Annotated in this window: 17 protein-coding genes; 5 read left to right on the top strand and 12 right to left on the bottom strand. The window is 36.3% G+C overall.

All coding sequences use genetic code 11. The annotated features are described in order from the left end of the window. Nucleotides 1-51: 51 nt before the first annotated feature. The 5 genes from WAK64_RS04690 to WAK64_RS04670 all read right to left on the bottom strand — a co-directional run bounded on the left by WAK64_RS04690 (nt 52) and on the right by WAK64_RS04670 (nt 4,982). Nucleotides 52-477: a cytidine deaminase gene (locus WAK64_RS04690; protein WP_419465892.1), complete on the bottom strand. Its 426-nt coding sequence runs from the start codon at nt 475-477 to the stop codon at nt 52-54. Between the two features lie 160 nt (nt 478-637). Beyond that, nucleotides 638-1,312 (bottom strand): deoxyribose-phosphate aldolase, encoded by a 675-nt coding sequence (gene deoC, locus WAK64_RS04685; protein WP_336585783.1) that lies wholly within the window; start codon nt 1,310-1,312, stop codon nt 638-640. A 111-nt stretch (nt 1,313-1,423) separates the two neighbouring features. Next, nucleotides 1,424-2,638, bottom strand: coding sequence for a NupC/NupG family nucleoside CNT transporter (locus tag WAK64_RS04680; RefSeq protein ID WP_336585782.1), 1,215 nt, complete (start codon nt 2,636-2,638; stop codon nt 1,424-1,426). A gap of 316 nt (nt 2,639-2,954) precedes the next feature. Further along, nucleotides 2,955-3,902 carry a sugar-binding transcriptional regulator gene (locus WAK64_RS04675; protein WP_336585781.1) on the bottom strand — a complete coding sequence of 316 codons (948 nt, stop codon included), beginning with the start codon at nt 3,900-3,902 and terminating at the stop codon, nt 2,955-2,957. Nucleotides 3,903-4,043: 141 nt separating this feature from the next. Next, complete coding sequence (locus WAK64_RS04670; protein WP_336585780.1) at nt 4,044-4,982, bottom strand: ATP-grasp domain-containing protein; 939 nt, start codon at nt 4,980-4,982, stop codon at nt 4,044-4,046. Nucleotides 4,983-5,167: 185 nt separating this feature from the next. Here WAK64_RS04670 and WAK64_RS04665 point away from each other — a divergent pair, with 185 nt between their 5' ends. Next, nucleotides 5,168-5,782, top strand: a complete 615-nt coding sequence (locus tag WAK64_RS04665) for an acetate uptake transporter (RefSeq protein WP_336585779.1) — start codon at nt 5,168-5,170, stop codon at nt 5,780-5,782. 137 nt (nt 5,783-5,919) lie between these two features. Here the strand turns inward: WAK64_RS04665 and speD are convergent, their stop codons facing one another. Further along, nucleotides 5,920-6,726 carry an adenosylmethionine decarboxylase gene (speD, locus tag WAK64_RS04660; RefSeq protein ID WP_336585778.1) on the bottom strand — a complete coding sequence of 269 codons (807 nt, stop codon included), beginning with the start codon at nt 6,724-6,726 and terminating at the stop codon, nt 5,920-5,922. A gap of 372 nt (nt 6,727-7,098) precedes the next feature. Between speD and WAK64_RS04655 the strand changes: the two genes are divergently transcribed. Further along, nucleotides 7,099-8,046, top strand: a complete 948-nt coding sequence (locus WAK64_RS04655) for a VanW family protein (RefSeq protein WP_336585777.1) — start codon at nt 7,099-7,101, stop codon at nt 8,044-8,046. An 18-nt stretch (nt 8,047-8,064) separates the two neighbouring features. Continuing rightward, the gene (gene ccsA / locus WAK64_RS04650; protein WP_336586012.1) at nt 8,065-8,391 is read left to right on the top strand and encodes a cytochrome c biogenesis protein CcsA; all 327 of its coding nucleotides are present in this window, start codon (nt 8,065-8,067) and stop codon (nt 8,389-8,391) included. A gap of 161 nt (nt 8,392-8,552) precedes the next feature. Here the strand turns inward: ccsA and WAK64_RS04645 are convergent, their stop codons facing one another. The 4 genes from WAK64_RS04645 to nagA are packed head-to-tail and all read right to left on the bottom strand — an operon-like array spanning nt 8,553 to nt 11,980. Further along, nucleotides 8,553-9,287: an SIS domain-containing protein gene (locus WAK64_RS04645; protein ID WP_336585776.1), complete on the bottom strand. Its 735-nt coding sequence runs from the start codon at nt 9,285-9,287 to the stop codon at nt 8,553-8,555. Nucleotides 9,288-9,317: 30 nt separating this feature from the next. Further along, nucleotides 9,318-10,040, bottom strand: a complete 723-nt coding sequence (locus WAK64_RS04640; RefSeq protein ID WP_336585775.1) for a GntR family transcriptional regulator — start codon at nt 10,038-10,040, stop codon at nt 9,318-9,320. 21 nt (nt 10,041-10,061) lie between these two features. Beyond that, complete coding sequence (nagB, locus tag WAK64_RS04635) at nt 10,062-10,790, bottom strand: glucosamine-6-phosphate deaminase (RefSeq protein ID WP_336585774.1); 729 nt, start codon at nt 10,788-10,790, stop codon at nt 10,062-10,064. Continuing rightward, nucleotides 10,787-11,980, bottom strand: a complete 1,194-nt coding sequence (gene nagA, locus WAK64_RS04630) for an N-acetylglucosamine-6-phosphate deacetylase (RefSeq protein ID WP_336585773.1) — start codon at nt 11,978-11,980, stop codon at nt 10,787-10,789. Before nagA ends, nagB begins: the two co-directional genes overlap by 4 nt. Before the next feature lie 214 nt (nt 11,981-12,194). On the opposite strand from nagA, the gene nagE reads away from it, so the two are divergent. Together nagE and WAK64_RS04620 are read left to right on the top strand one after the other, a co-directional pair. Then, nucleotides 12,195-13,562 carry an N-acetylglucosamine-specific PTS transporter subunit IIBC gene (nagE, locus tag WAK64_RS04625; protein WP_336585772.1) on the top strand — a complete coding sequence of 456 codons (1,368 nt, stop codon included), beginning with the start codon at nt 12,195-12,197 and terminating at the stop codon, nt 13,560-13,562. Nucleotides 13,563-13,660: 98 nt separating this feature from the next. Further along, nucleotides 13,661-14,353: a copper homeostasis protein CutC gene (locus WAK64_RS04620; protein ID WP_336585771.1), complete on the top strand. Its 693-nt coding sequence runs from the start codon at nt 13,661-13,663 to the stop codon at nt 14,351-14,353. 484 nt (nt 14,354-14,837) lie between these two features. Here the strand turns inward: WAK64_RS04620 and yhbH are convergent, their stop codons facing one another. Continuing rightward, nucleotides 14,838-16,010, bottom strand: a complete 1,173-nt coding sequence (gene yhbH, locus WAK64_RS04615; protein WP_419465891.1) for a sporulation protein YhbH — start codon at nt 16,008-16,010, stop codon at nt 14,838-14,840. 266 nt (nt 16,011-16,276) lie between these two features. Continuing rightward, entirely contained in the window at nt 16,277-16,591 is a 315-nt protein-coding gene (locus tag WAK64_RS04610; protein ID WP_336586010.1) for a hypothetical protein, read from the bottom strand. Between the last annotated feature and the right edge of the window lie 64 nt (nt 16,592-16,655).

The raw sequence follows: 16,655 nt of genomic DNA, 5'->3' as shown, positions 1-16,655 counted from the left end.
TAGATAAAAAAAGAAAGGGACTTCCACTGAATGTCCCTTTCTTCATCCTATTTACTTTAAATCTTCTGGAGAAAATGCTTTCGGTAAAAGCTCTTTTACAAGAATTGTATCGGTTTCACCTGATAAATTTGTTAAAACAACTTCCATTTCTGCATCGCATAATTCTGAAATGACTTGTCGACAAGCTCCGCATGGTGCTGCTGGACGTTTTGTATCTGCTACAACAACCATTTTTTCAAACTGCGTATCCCCTTCTGAATAGGCTTTAAAAAGTGCTGTTCTCTCCGCACAATTACAAAGGCCATAAGAGGCATTTTCGACATTACATCCATGATACACAGTACCACTCTTTGAAAGTAGAGCTGTACCTACCTTAAAATTTGAATATGGGGCATAGGCCTGCTCTCTTGCTTTTTTTGCTTCTTGAATTAATACGTTATCTTCCATTGAAATCACCTCTTCATTAGAGTTATGCATTTAGTATCTTGAATATCCAATCAACTAATACGCCGCTGAAATAGACACCAAAAATCCCCGTGAGGCCTACGAACACTAGCGCCACTATTAGAGGAAGCTTTATAAATTTAAAAACAATCCCGATGGTTATTTCCTGCCAGCATACTTAAAAAGACGTCTTTTAATAATCTTCTGTTGATACTTCACCGTTTACAATGGATACACCTGAGCTTGCGCCAATACGAGTAGCACCCGCTTCAATCATCGCAATGGCATCTTCTCGACTTCTTACCCCCCCAGAAGCTTTCACTCCAACATCAGGGCCTACAACTCTTCTCATTAGTGCAATGTCCTCAACTGTTGCTCCACCTGTCGAAAAACCTGTTGATGTTTTCACAAAGTCAGCCCCAGCTGCAACAGCCAATTTACATGCACGTTCTTTTTCCTCGTCCGTTAATAGAGCTGTTTCAATAATGACCTTTGTTAAAGCTTTTCCTTTTGCCGCTTCTACTACAGCACGGATATCTGCTTCAACTAGTTCATCACGTCCATCTTTTAACGCCGCAACGTTAATAACCATATCTACTTCCGAAGCGCCATTCTCAATGGCGTTCGTCGTTTCGAACGCTTTCACTGCTGTTGTGTTCGCCCCTAACGGGAACCCGATCACGGTACAAACTTTTACTTCAGGTGTATCGCTTAATAAACTAGCTGCCTTTTTCACCCATGTTGGGTTAACGCATACAGAAGCAAATAAATGCTGTTTTGCTTCGTTTACTAATGTGATAATCTCTTCTTCCGTTGTTGTTGCTTTTAATGCCGTATGATCAATCATAGCGCCAACTTTTGTTGTCATAATATTCGTTCTCTCCAATCTTAATTTCTTTATAAGGAAAATCCCTCGTATTCTCCTGTATCTTTCAAGAATATCAATAAGAGGAGAGGTTCTCCCTCTCCTACACTTGAATTATAAAAGCATACCTGCAATAGATGCACTTAATAGTGATGCAAGCATACCTGCCGCAACAGCACGTACTCCTAGTTTGGCAATATCAGGGCGACGATCTGGTGCTAGACTTCCTAGACCACCAAGAAGGATACCCATAGATGAAATATTTGCGAATCCACATAATGCAAATGAAATAACGATAACTGTTTTCTCAGATAAATCAGCAATTTGTGGAGCGAAAGATGAATAAGCTACAAATTCATTTAATACTAGCTTCTGTCCAATGAATCCACCTGCTGTAACTGCTTCACCCCAAGGTACACCAATGGCGAAAGCGATAGGTGCGAACAAGTAACCAAGAATCGTTTCTAATGTTAGTCCTTCAATATTGAATAGACCGCCAATTCCGCCTAAAATACCGTTCACTAATGCAATTAATGCGATGAAGGCAAGAAGCATTGCCCCAATGTTTAGTGCTAATTGTAGACCTGTGCTTGCTCCTTTTGCTGCAGCATCAATCACGTTTGTTGCATCCGTGTCTTTTTCCATTTTTAGATTATCCGATGAAACAGCAGTCTCTGTTTCTGGAATCATAATTTTGGCAATGATTAAACCTGCAGGTGCAGCCATAAAGCTTGCTGCTAATAAGTACTCTAACGGTACACCTAGTAGAGAATATCCAATTAATACAGACCCTGCAACTGAAGCAAGTCCCCCTACCATTACTGCAAATAATTCAGACTTCGTCATTTTCGCTAAAAATGGCTTAACGACAAGCGGTGCTTCCGTTTGTCCAACGAAAATGTTCGCTGCTGCGGATAAAGACTCCGCTTTACTTGTACCTAAGACCCAAGAAAGTGCTCCCCCAATAATCTTAATTACCCATTGCATGATTCCTAAGTAATAAAGAACGGAAATAAGAGAAGAGAAGAAAATAACAATCGTTAATACTTGGAATGCAAAGACAAATCCAATTCCTTCTGCTGCAAACATCCCACCGAATAGGAAGTTTACCCCTTCATTGGCATAACCAACAATTTCATTTACACGATTAGAAAGCCACTCTAACCCTTTACGACCCAAATCCCATTTTAAAACGATAAATCCAAAAGCAATTTGAATCGCTAAACCACCAAGAATTGTTCGTAGATTAATAGATTTGCGATTACTGGAAAAAATAAATGCGATAGAGAATACGACTAATATACCCGCTAGTCCCCATAAAATATTCATTGTGCTCACCTCTGCTGTGTATGTGTGTTATAGAAAAAATGAAAATCAGCTGATACCGCTTTCATTCACTTTTACCTTAATTAATATAACAGAAAGATTGAACAAATGTAATATCTAAATTGAACATTTGTAAAATAATTATTTACCAATTCACAAAAAGTCCTCATTTTATATGTATTCACTCGCCTATAAAGAAAAAAAGGAGCAGTTAACACGCTCCTTTTCATCTGTTCAATACAATATTATATTTTTGAAATTTTGTAAAAGAATTACTATTATATTTTACTAGACTCCTACCTTCACACTACTCAGCACTTTATTGTTTTTCTTTATCCAATAAAAAACGGGCAGTAAATTGATCTGTTACTAAAACATTCGCGTATTGCCCTTTTAAAGCTCCATATATCCCATCAAGTTTATGAGCACCACCTGCAACCAGGATGGATTGTTCTTTTGTTTTTAAATCTTCTAAGTTGATTCCTAATGTTCGTTCATTTAAGCTATCATTACAAATTCCCCCATTGATATCAAAAAATCTCGAACAAATATCGCCTGCAGCTTTCGGATAAAGGGTGTTTAAATCTTCTTCTGTAAAATAGCCTAACTGAAATAAAAGCGACTCAGACTTCACAGGCCCGATTGTAAATAATGCGATGTTAGCTTCTCTTCCCAATTCTAATATTCTTTTAATATGCCGATCTGCTTCCATTGCTTGTTTTACTACCACATGATCGACAATAGCTGGGAGTGGTAAATGATGAGGCGTTGTATTATACGCTTTTCCGAATAAATAAAGGATTTCAGAAGCGTAGGTGTTCGTTTCTGAGTGACTAACTCCACCTTTTAATTGAACGACCTTTATGTCTTTTACAAATTTCTGCTTTAATTCAATAGCAACATGATATAAAGTTGTTCCCCATGTAACACCAATGATATCTTCATCCTTCACTGTTTCATGTAAATACGTTGCTGTTTTTTCACCTAAATAGTTTTTAATTATATGATCTTCATATTGTGGAATCGATACTACAATCGCTTTTTTTAATCCAAATCTCTTTTCCAACTCTGTAGATAATACCTCTACATCATCGGTAGGATCACTTATCGTAATCTGCACATACCCTTTTTCCTTTGCGATTTGTAAAAAACGGGAAACTGTTGGACGGGAAACTCCCAATTTTTTTGCAATTTCACTCTGGTTTAAATCTAATAAATAATATAATTTCGCTGCCTCGATGATCTTTCTTAATTTCTCCTTTTCCAAAACCCTCACCTGCAATATTTTACATTTGTTAACTTAAACATACCTCTTTATTTTACAAATGTAAATATTCTACCAGCTTTTTTTGGAAATTTAAGCGTATTCATTGTCAAAATTTCTATTTTTTGTTATTCTTCCACTTTTTTAAGATAATATTTTAAGCTGTTCACCTAAATAGTGTGCCAACTTTAACATGCCATACATATTTACTCTCGACTCTGCTTCTTCATTATAGTTCGTATTCGTGTTTATATCGTACGTATAAATTTCTCCATTTTCATCTTGAATAAATTCAATCCCTGCAACATCAATCTTATTTTTTTGTAGAACTTGCTCATACTTTAATAGAATAGGATGTTTAAATCCATCCATTATTTCAAATTTACCTTTCTTTTCACTTTCTTCAGAAATAGGACACGCTAAATCATCTATTTGGCATACATCAGCTGGACATAATTCAAACCCTTCCGAAGTGTCCACTTTAACGGCGTAATAAAATTTTCCATTAATAAACTCACACCTTATGATGAAAGAATCCGGAGATTGAATATATTCCTGAATCAATGTTATTCCGTCAACAGGCTCTTCATATTCGTCACTCTCAACATACTGCTTAAGTGCCTCAATACCGTGAAAAAGACGGACTCCAAGTCCTTTACCTGCTCGATTATGCTTCGTTATAAATGGCTTTACATCAAGGCTTTGTGCCGCAGGAATAATTTGCTTTCTTCCAATAGCAGCAACCGTTTTTGGAGTTCTTACTCCTTCTTTTTCTAACGCTAAATATTGAAGAACCTTGCTAACTTCCAATTGTATGGCATTAGATCCATTAATTACTTTTCTTCCATGATGCTCTAACCATTTAATTACTTGAGTTGTAAACTCTGGTGCAAACCGATGTCCTCTAGTATGGGAAGAAGCACTCATACGATTATAGAAAACTCCTTCTGGCGGAGCTTTTGTCATATCTAAAATACCTTCATCTAGAAACCATTCCTCAAAGGGTAATTGTAATGCTTCTAAATGATTCGTTAAATGCTTTGTCCATTCATCATTTTCATGAATAATATAGATTTTCTTCATTCATATCATCCTTTCTTCATACTAACTAGCTCTATAATCCCTATAATACCACCCTTTTCACTCGGAATAATAGTTCGATTTTTAGTGGAAGTTTCCATACAGTCTTCAGAAATTATTACCATTGAACTCTCACCTTGTTTTTTAGTATGGTATTCAGGTTATGTTTGTTAGGAGGTTTGAACACTATGAAGAATAATTCATCACAGAAAATACAAATTACTACAGCAGATCCATCTGCACTTGGCTTATTTGGACTGGCTATGGTTACCTTAGTAGCCTCATCTCAAAAGCTTGGCTGGACAGATGGAATTTCCTTTGTACTTCCTTGGGCTATTTTTTTAGGAGGTTTTGCACAACTTTTTGCTTGTATACAGGATGCCAAGCATAATAACACATTCGGGACAACTGCTTTTGGAGCATTCGGATTGTTTTGGCTCGGCGTGGGGACTTCATGGCTTATGCAATTAGGGGTATTTGGAGAGATGGCTGCTTCATCTATCGACACGAAACAGCTAGGAGTGGCATTTATCGGCTACTTACTTTTTAGTCTCTTTATGACAATCGGAGCGATGGAAACCCATAAAGTGTTATTTATCATATTTGTCCTTATTGATTTCTTATTTATTGGGCTGGCCTTATCCAGCTTTGGAATTGCGACTGAGGTTACACATAAACTTGCCGCCATATCGGAGTTCTTAATCGCTATTATGAGTTTTTATGGATCAGCTGCAAGTGTATTAAATACACATTTCGAAAGAGTTTTTCTTCCTGTCGGAAAGCCTTTTGGCTTGTTTAAATAATATGATGTTTATTTAAGTGAAGAATCCCCTTTAGAGTAGATTTCTCGTCTACTTTGAAGGGTTTTTTTATAAGATAGGATGATATTTATGGTGGATAAGTGCGTATTATCTACTCTTCCCCATCTAGGACCATCCTTTTAAGTCATATTTTTCCCATAAAATATTTCATCCATTTCAATCACTAATCTTTTCGTGATATCCGCTTGTTCCTCTTCAGATAATTGATTTTTCGTATACCCAAATAAATATTGATTTAGATCAAATTCCCTCAGTTTACATTTTGTATGAAATATATTTTCTTGATATACATTGACATCAATCATATCGTATTGAGTTTGAATCTCGTCTGGAATATAGTTTTGAATGGAATTGATTTCATGGTCAATAAATAATTTATGCCCCGTTACATCCCTTGTAAATCCTCTAACTCGATAATCAATTGTCATGACATCGGTTTCAAACGAATGAATTAAATAATTTAACGCTTTTAAAGGGGAAATTTCACCACATGTTGATACATCGATGTCCGCACGAAATGTACTAATTCCATCATCAGGGTGGTACTCTGGATATGTGTGCACGGTAATGTGACTTTTGTCTAACGCGCCGACGACAATGTTCGGAATGGGACCTGGTGATTCATCCAATGCTTCGATATGCTCTTCGTGAACTGGGCCTTCTGACACTAATATCGTTACACTTGCCCCTTGAGGATCATAATCTTGCTTCGCAATATTTAAGATGTGTGCGCCGATAATATCCGTCACCGTTTTCAAAATTTTAGTTAAACGTTCAGCATTATATTGTTCGTCTATGTAATCTATGTACGCTTCCCTTTCTGCTTTTGTTTTTGTGTAGCATATATCGTACATATTAAAGCTTAATGATTTGGTTAAATTGTTGAAACCATGCAATTCAATCCTTTGCTTAGGTGTTAAATTCAATTTACATTCCCCCTGACAATGTTTGATGAGTACTTCACTATTTATAATTCCCAATATTAAATGGGAAAATCATATTTTGTTGTATTAAGCTGTTTTACTACTTTCATCAGCTTATAAAATGGAATATTATAGAAAATTTTAATATAAAAAAAATATCAAGAGGTAAATGATTTTTTCTGGAATCCTCTATCTCTCCATTAAATTTCCTATCCGTTAAGACCGCCTTCAAAACATAATTTTGAGCGTTTTACTCCTTAGGAGTAAAACTGATGATTCATTTCCATTTTTTCCATGCTATCCAAACCATATAGTTACACATGATAAATAATGAATTGGTAAATTGGACTTAACTTACTTGGTGGTGAACTACTCATGAAGCTATTTTTTACTTTCATCCTACTAACTATAATTACAGGTGATGCGTCTAATAATCTTACTTTACAGCTTGATGGAAAAACATTGGATACGATTCATCACTCCAAGTTTACTCACCGCTTTCTAGACGAAACAATGATTGATGAAGCTGCCTTGGAAACCTATATGCTTGAATTAGAAAAAAAAGTATATAAACCCCCAAAGAATGCTTATATTGGGGATGATGATGAAATTGTAAAAGAAACAACAGGTCGAAAGCTCGATAAAACCAAATTTATTGATCATTTTTATACGTATTATTTTAGTAAAAAGCCATCTCAAATAACTATTCCTGTTAAATATATTTACCCGACGATTGATAGTGAATTACTTATTAGTATTCGTTCTAAATTCATTAGTCAATATGTCACATTTTTTAATTCAAGGAATAAAGAACGGTCTCACAATATTCAATTGGCAGCAAAAGCAATTGATAATACCGTAATCTTTCCTGGAGAGAAATTCTCGTTTAATAAGGTGGTGGGAAAAAGAACAAAGAAAAAAGGCTACCTTTCAGCCCCTGTTATTGTTAGAGGTGAGCTATCAGAAGGGATTGGCGGAGGCATTTGTCAAGTCTCTTCTACTTTGTTTAATGCCGTTGACCGTGCTGGAGTCAAAATTGTAGAAAGATACTCTCACAGTCGTAAAGTACCCTATGTCCCCCCTAATCGAGATGCTACAGTTAGCTGGTACGGACCGGATTTTACGTTTAAAAATCCACATAATCAGCCAATACTTATTCGTGCAAAAGTGTACGGCGGTCAGCTTATAATAAAAGTCTTTTCTTCGAACGAATTAAAAAGTCAATTACGTGAAGTTCCAAGCGCTCCTAAAGCACTTCCAAAAGAAGTACATTCTAATGAAGGACACCCTCATCAATTAAATGCGGAGGAAAGAGGCAATTGATTCCTGTAAAGATGCAGAATTCTCATCTTCTACGTACTGTCACTATGTAGTAGTATTTTAAGGATGAAAAAACCAGCCTCATCGGCTGGTTTTATGCATATGATTGTTCTAATCTTTGCAATGATTTGGGCACAGATTGCTTGGACTCTTTTTTGGGGATGGGACCCAAAAGAAGTGTGGGCTTTAATTACATGGCTTTTTTATGCTGTATTTCTTCATCTAAGACTATCTAAAAATTGGCAAGGAGAGAAATCAGCTTGGTTAGCTGTTATTGGATTTGCAATCATCATGTTTAATTTAATCTTCGTCAACCTAGTTATTGCTGGTTTACATTCCTATGCATAATGAGCAAAAAAATCCCTCTAAATGCTGTTAAAAGTAATGATCTGGCTTTCTACTATTCAAGGATGTTCGGTATTTCTAAAACGAAGTACAAAGAAAATAAGCCAAGCGGTCTTCATGGATGATATCCTTGTAGTCCGCTTGACTTATTTATACCTTGCTAGTTAATTCAACCTTTTAATTCGTGCCTTATACTTTTCAACTAAGGAACGATTGTGTGCTTCAGTACCATCTACATTTCCACTTTTGAAGATAGGTGGGTGATAGCCATTTTTCAGCATTATATTTATTGCTTCGACCATAATCCCATTCATGATCACTGTTCCAACTACAGTTGAACCTGATCCGAAAGTCTCATCAAAGTCTGGATATTTCATGAGCGTATCACCAATGCTTATATGATTATCAATGACTAAATCTGCAGATTGATATAAATAATACTGTTCTTTGTGTCTAGAAGGTTGGCTTTTGGCATACGTCAACGATGTGATGCAGATGACAAATGCCCCTTTTGCTTGGCTCCATCTAGCAACATCAATAGGAACTGGGTTTCTTCCAGACGTAGAAATTACGATTACAAGATCATTAGGGCGAATGTCTTCTTTAGACATGAATGTTTTTGCAAAGTCATTTTCTTTTTCAAGTCTAGATGATCGACTCGCTCCTTTATGAAGCATGAGCTCTTCCACCAATATAGGATTTATCGGAACGAGTCCGCCAGCTCTATAAAAGATTTCTTCACCGAATATGTGAGAATGGCCAACACCAAAGATATGGATAATACCATCCCTCATAATACTCGTTGAGACTTTAGTAGCAGCTTTCAAGATACTTTCTTTCTCTTCAACCTTTACAAATTCTAATAAATCCATAATCTTTTTCAAATATTCATCAATCAATGCCGCTCCACCCCCAGTAGGATGAGTTTTCTAGCGCTCCATATTAATCATGAATTTATATCGGTCTGATCGATAAGAAGATCGAACGACTTCAAATGGTTGATTATCCTTTAGAAAGGTATTTCTTTGAATTAAAAGAACAGGTACTCCTTTCTTTATGTTTAGATACTCAGCTTCTTGTTCATTCGCTATTGATGCTTCAATAACCTGAGTGGCATTTTGAATGGTCAATTTTGAGTCACTTTCAATATATTTATAAAGGGAAGTCTCTACGATTTCTTCGGTAAGGCCCTTAACTAGGTTTGCTGATATATATGTGTGCTCAAGTGCTATCGGTTCGTTATCTGCTAACCGTATTCTCTGTATTTCATATACTGGCGAATGTTCTTTCATATTTAATTGACTAGCAATAGAAGCGGAAGCAGGAATGATTTCAAAATTTATAATTTTACTACTCGGTTTCATGCCTCTAGTTTCCATATCTTCTGTAAAGCTAGTTAGCCCTGATAAAGGCTGTTCAATTTTGCGCTCTGCAACGAAAGTTCCGACACCTTTTAATCGATAGAGGTAGCCTTCATTCGTTAATTGTGTAATTGCTTGTCTTACTGTCATCCGACTAATTTCGTATTTTTCGGCGTACTCACGCTCAGATTGTACCGTATCCCCTGGCATTAATTCGCCTTGTTCAATTTGTTTTTTGATCTTTTCAACAATTTGATGGTACAAGGGGAGAGGAGAGGATTTGTCAATCATCTTCTAGACTCCTTTCTTTACTCAAATTATACCTGCAAATGCTTTTTTGTCCCCAATTATTGTAACATTTTGATGCGTGTTTAGCACCGAAGCAGGAAAGTTCTCGTTTATTGGTCCATAAAATAACTGTTTTACAGCTTCACTTTTTTCCTCACCAGATACAAGAAGTAAGATTTCCTTACTTCTTAGGATTGTAGAAATACCCATTGTAATTGCATGAGTAGGCACCTTATCCATACTTGTAAAGAACCTAGCATTCGCCAACCGCGTTGATTGTGCTAGCTTTACTTTATGAGTTATCGATTCAAAAGAGGTTCCTGGTTCATTAAATCCAATATGTCCATTTTTTCCGATTCCTAATAGTTGAAGGTCAATCCCACCTTGTTTTTCTAATAATTCTTCATAACCTTGACACACTTTTTCGATGTTGGCTGCCATGCCGTTTGGAATATGGGTTTGCTCTTCGGTAATGTTGATGTGGTTAAATAAATTCTCTCTCATGAAATAGTTATAACTATTTGGGTGTTTATTATCTAAACCTACATATTCATCTAAATTAAATGTTCTTACGTGTTGATAAGAAGTTTCATCCTTTTCAAAATCCTTAATCATTTCACTGTATGTTCCTAAAGGAGTACTTCCAGTTGCTAAACCAAGATTTATCTGAGCAGAATGACGGATTTTTTCAATAATGTATTCAGCTGCAAGTTGACTCATTTCTTGATAGTTCTTAGTTTCTAGAATTCTCATGATAGTTCCTCCATATTATTATAAGCAATTTCTCCACGACAAATCGTCAAAACAATGTTTAAGTCTTGATCAAGAATAACAAGGTCGGCATCTTTTCCTTCACTAATACTTCCTTTTCGATCACAAACATTCAACTGCTTTGCTGGATTGGTTGATGCCATTTGAATGGCTTCCTGAATAGAACAACCAGTGAATGAAATAAGATTTTTAAAGCCATCGATCATTTTTAGAAGGCTACCTGCAAGTGTCCCGTCTAATAAATAGACTTTCCCATCTTCAACGGTAACCCCTTGTCCTCCCAAATCGTATTTTCCATCATTTAAGCCTTTTGCTCTCATTGCATCGGTGATCAAAATCATTCTGTCGGCTGTTTTTTGTTGATAAAGAAGATCAACCATATCAGGACAAACATGAATTCCATCTACAATGATTTCTGTAAATAGTTCTTGTCTTAATAGAGCTCCACCAGCTACACCTGGCTCACGATGATGTATTCCACTCATACCATTAAAAAGGTGGGTAACATGAGTGGAACCTTCTTTCACAGCGTTCTTCATGTCAGCATATTTTGCATCGGAGTGCCCAATTGACGAAATGATTTGCTGCTCATGTAAATAATGAGCAAATTCTAACCCCCCATGAATTTCTGGGGCATGAGTCACAATTTTAATATGGTTGTTTGAAAGTTTATTCCATTGTTTGAATAACTCAATATCAGCTGCTTTTATGTGTTGTGTAGGCTGAGCACCAGCTTTCTTTGCATTAATAAAAGGTCCTTCTAAATGAATGCCAAGCGGTTCCGCTTGACCGGATTTTGGCTGATGATTTATATATTTCCCTACAACTTCAACCGCTTTTTCAATGTTCGAACTTTCTTGTGTAATCGTTGTAGGGAAAAAGCTTGTTGTTCCCTCCTTAGGGAGAGCTTTACAAATCGCTTCTATCGCGTTTGATGTTGCGTCCATTGTGTCTGCACCATCTGCACCATGAATATGAATGTCGATAAAACCAGGGATTAAATGAAAGTCGTTTGTGAGAGTAATTACTGTTTCATCTCCAGATTTCAATACATTTGTACTATCCCCAACTGCAATTATTTTTCCGTCCTCTATTTTTACATTTCCACTATAATTAATTCCATTTTTTGTATATACTTTTAAGTTTTCTATAATAATAGGATTTGCTGACATATTATCCATCCCCTTCAAGAATAATAAAATTAGACTTTCATCTATGGAATTTTCTATTCATTTTTCGAGATAAATTGTTTTTTACAGTACAAATAGTAACACTATGACAATTAGTTGTCTATACCATTTATTTGATGTAATTGGTATAGACAACTAATCATATTCCGTGTTAAACTTAAAACGCTTTCAAATAACCTTGTATGGAGGGATATAAATGCTATCATTTTTACAACGAATAGGGAAATCGCTTATGCTTCCCATTGCAGTATTACCAGCTGCAGCATTACTTTTGCGTTTAGGACAAGAAGATCTCCTAAATATTGCGTTTGTTTCAGGCGCAGGTGGAGCGATTTTTGACAATTTACCTTTACTTTTTGCAATCGGGATTGCAATCGGATTTGCCAAAGATGGGAATGGAGCTGCAGGCTTGGCAGGTGCGATTGGATTCTTTGTATTAACAAATGGGACTCAATCAATAAACGAAGACATTGATATGAGCTTTTTAGGAGGGATTCTATCAGGGGTCATTGGTGGGATGTTATACAATCGCTTCCATGCGATTAAATTGCCAACATGGCTTGGATTCTTTGGGGGTAAACGTTTTGTTCCAATTGTAACAGCTGCAACGATGATTTTATTATCAGGAATTTTAGGATTTGTGTGGCCTCCAGTGCAAGATGGTATTAATGCACTTGGAGAATGGATTATTAACGCTGGTGCAGCAGGTGTTGGGGTTTTTGGATTCTTAAATCGTATATTAATTCCAACTGGACTTCACCATGTTTTAAATTCTTTTCCATGGTTTGTGTTCGGTGAGTACAACGGGGCAACCGGTGATTTACATCGTTTCTTCGCTGGTGACCCAAACGCTGGAATTTTCATGACAGGTTTCTTCCCTATTATGATGTTTGGTCTTCCAGCAGCGTGTCTTGCGATGATTACAACAGCAAAAAAAGAACGGAAAAAGGCTGTTACAGGTATGCTACTTGGTATTGGGTTTGCTTCTTTTCTAACAGGGATTACAGAACCAATTGAGTTTTCTTTCATGTTCCTATCACCAGTCCTTTATGTTGTACATGCTCTTCTAACGGCTAGTTCAATGGTCGTCACCTACTCTCTAGGTATTCTTAGTGGATTTGGTTTTTCAGCTGGGGCAATTGACTACTTCCTAAACATAGGAATTGCAACTAAACCATGGCTACTATTAGGGGTAGGCCTCATTTACGGAGTCATTTATTATGTTGTGTTTGTATTTTTGATTAAGAAGCTTGATTTAAAAACACCCGGACGAGAAGATGAGGAGGATCTACCAGAAGAGGAGAACACTTCAACTGAGGATGATAAGTATGTTGTAATGGCGAAGAATTTTGTCGCTAATATAGGAGGAAGTGACAATATTTCTACTATTGATAACTGCACCACAAGATTACGCCTTGAAATGAAAGATATGAATCTAGTTCAAGAGTCGAATTTGAAGAAACATGGTGCAAGAGGTGTTATTAAAATAAATAATAAGAATTTACAAATCATTGTAGGAACGGATGTCGAATTTGTGGCTGATGCAATGAAACGGATTAAATAAGTATTAAGTACAATAAGGTCTTAGGGGCCTTCCCTCAGAACGATTGAATGAGGGAAGGTTCTTTTAGTAAGAATGACATGGTGAAAGGATGAAGGAGTATGATTTTAGAAGTTATTGCAACGACTTTATCAGACGCTATTCAAGCGGAAGAAGTTGGGGCAGATCGAATTGAGTTGGTGACAGGAATTGCAGAAGGTGGGTTAACACCAAGCTATGCGCTAATCGAATCTGTCTGTACAGCAACAACTATTCCTGTAAATGTAATGATCCGCCCTCATAGTACATCGTTTTGCTATGATTCGTATGATATGAGAACGATTATAAAGGATATTCAAATCTGTAAGCAGCTTGGCGCAAACGGGATTGTATTTGGAGCATTAACAGCTGAAGGAAAGATTGATGAGATCTCTCTTCAACAAGTATTAGAGGAAGCTGGTCAGTTAGATGTTACCTTTCATCGGGCGTTTGATACAGCAGCAGACCAAGAAGAAGCTTTAGAGATTCTAATGAAATACAAACAAATATCGAGAGTGCTAACATCGGGAGGCAAGCAAGCAGCTCCTGATGCTACGATAGAGTTACAAGCACTCGTTGAAAAAAGTCGTGATTCTCACATTGAAATCCTAGCCGGTTCTGGTTTAACACTAATTAATACCGATTCATTTTTAAGTAAAGTGAATGTAAAAGAATTACATTTCGGTTCAGGTGTTAGAAAACATTCAAGCTTTACAAATCCCATCGATCAAAAGAAAGTGAAGAGTATTAAGAAAATAATGATGTATCACACATAATGTGAAACTTCCTTCAGTGGCAGTTTTTCTTCATCCCCACTCAAATAATTCCTGTCCTTTATAAGGAATGTTTGAGAATAATAAGGGGTTATTTCTTTTTATTTAAAATTATTTTTTCTCAAAAAATAACTCCGCATTAATATGATAAAAAATGAATTCCTGTGATTTTTTTCACTATGAGATGCTTTATCCCATTATAGTAGTAGTCTATAATGATAAAGCAACACCAACAGAATCATCCCAAATGTCGAATATGGATCAAAGTTCTTAATTATTAACCCATGTATCATATGTCTAAAAGATAATATATTTTTACTTTAATAATCTCTAAGCGTACTATTTATCAGGTGAAGAGCTCCTTCATGGCAAAATGTTGATGAATTTAATTTATCCCTTTATTTTATTAAAATGTTGAACCGGAATTACCTTTCGTACTATGTAGTAGTGTTTTAAGGAGGAAAAAACCAGCCTTGTCGGCTGGTTTTCATGCATATAATTGTTCTTCCTCTTGTCTAAAAAAGCTTTTCATCGCGTGGAAGACATCTGCTTTTTTCTTTAAAATAAAGTACCGAAAGAGTTCGTTATCAATGTTCTTATAAGCGGACATGAGCGTACTGTGACGGTTATACTGATTCACTTCCCCATATCCAAACATATTTGAAACCTTCATTAATTCTTCCACATATTTTAAACAACGAGCATTATCTGATGTTAAATTGTCTCCGTCTGAAAAATGAAAAGGATAAATATTAAACCGATCGGGATCATATTTATGATCGATTATTTCTAAAGCTTTCCGGTAGGCTGAAGAACAAATCGTTCCACCACTTTCTCCTTTTGAGAAAAAGTCTTCTTCCGATACAACTTTTGCTTCAGTATGATGAGCAATAAATTCAATCTCAACTGTCTCATACTTTGTACGTAAAAAACGAGACATCCAGAAGAAAAAGCTTCGAGCCATATATTTTTCCCAAACCCCCATACTTCCACTTGTATCCATCATTGCTATTACAACAGCTTTTGACTCCGGCTTGAGAACCTCATTCCATGTTCTAAACTTTAAATCCTCTTGTCTGATTGGGTGAAATCCAGGTTTACCACTTAAGGCATTTCGTTTAAATGCAGATTTCATCGTTTTCTTTTTATCAATATTCCCCATCAATCCAGTCTTTCGAATATCATTAAATTCGATATCTTCAACCTTAATTTCATCTTGTTCTTTCCTCTTTAAGTTTGGTAACTCTAATTGACTGAACAAAGCTTCTTCCAATTCAAGCATAGATACTTCAGCTTCATAATAATCTTCGCCAGCCTGATCTCCTGCTCCTTGCCCTTTTCCGGGACCTTTTTTAGAGTCAGACCCATCTCTAGCAACAACATCTCCAACTTGACTGTCTCCATCCCCTTGGCCAACATGCTTATTTTTATCGTAGTTATAACGGATTTTATATTCATCCAATGAACGGATCGGTATCTTCACAACGTCTCTTCCATTTGACATTACGATACTTTCTTCAGTGATTAAGTCAGGAAGATTGTTTTTGATCGCCTCTTGTACTTTCTCTTGGTGTCGTGCTTGATCATCATGGCCTTTTCGGTGGAGGGACCAGTCTTCCTGAGAAATCACAAACTGATTGTTTTCCGAATTACTCAACATATTCCCCTCCTTATGATTCACACTTTTTTCATTCCTGCATAAACTATCTCGAGTGCCTAAAGTGACTATTCCTACAAAACTTAGTGTCTAATTACTCTATACTATGCAGAAAACAAGAATTATTTACAAAAAATTCTGATAATGGTGTACTTGCCTAGCAGATTGGGACAAGCTTTTTATCCCATAATGATGATAGACCTGCTTTAAAGTACTCTTTCACCTGTTACTATTCTACATAGGGTAAAAAAGCCGCAAATAGCGACTTCTTACATTGAGTCTGGACTTTCTTTATACTGTTCAGCATTGTATGCTTCATTTAAAACAATAACAGCCGTTATAATATGCATAACCATCCCTACGAATGGAATCCATGCAATACAATTCGTGACTATTCCTACTATATTTCCTGCTTTCGGCTCGCCTTCTCTTGCAGAAAAAAAAAGAGCGGCAATGTGCATAAGAGTTAAAAAGATAAGCGGTGTCCAAAAAAAATAAAGTACGATAATTCCACCAATGACGGGAATCCCTACAATTGCTTCAGCCGTACCGGTAATCCACTTTAGAATTGTAGAAACTTTCATTTTATTCACTTGTTCCCCTCCCATTCCTCTAATTATCTCTTTACTAAAAAGGAAGAAATATTAC

It is taken from the genome of Bacillus spongiae (genome assembly GCF_037120725.1).
GTDB classification, from domain to species: domain Bacteria; phylum Bacillota; class Bacilli; order Bacillales; family Bacillaceae_K; genus Bacillus_CI; species Bacillus_CI spongiae.
This window is presented reverse-complemented; position numbering and strand designations above follow the sequence as displayed.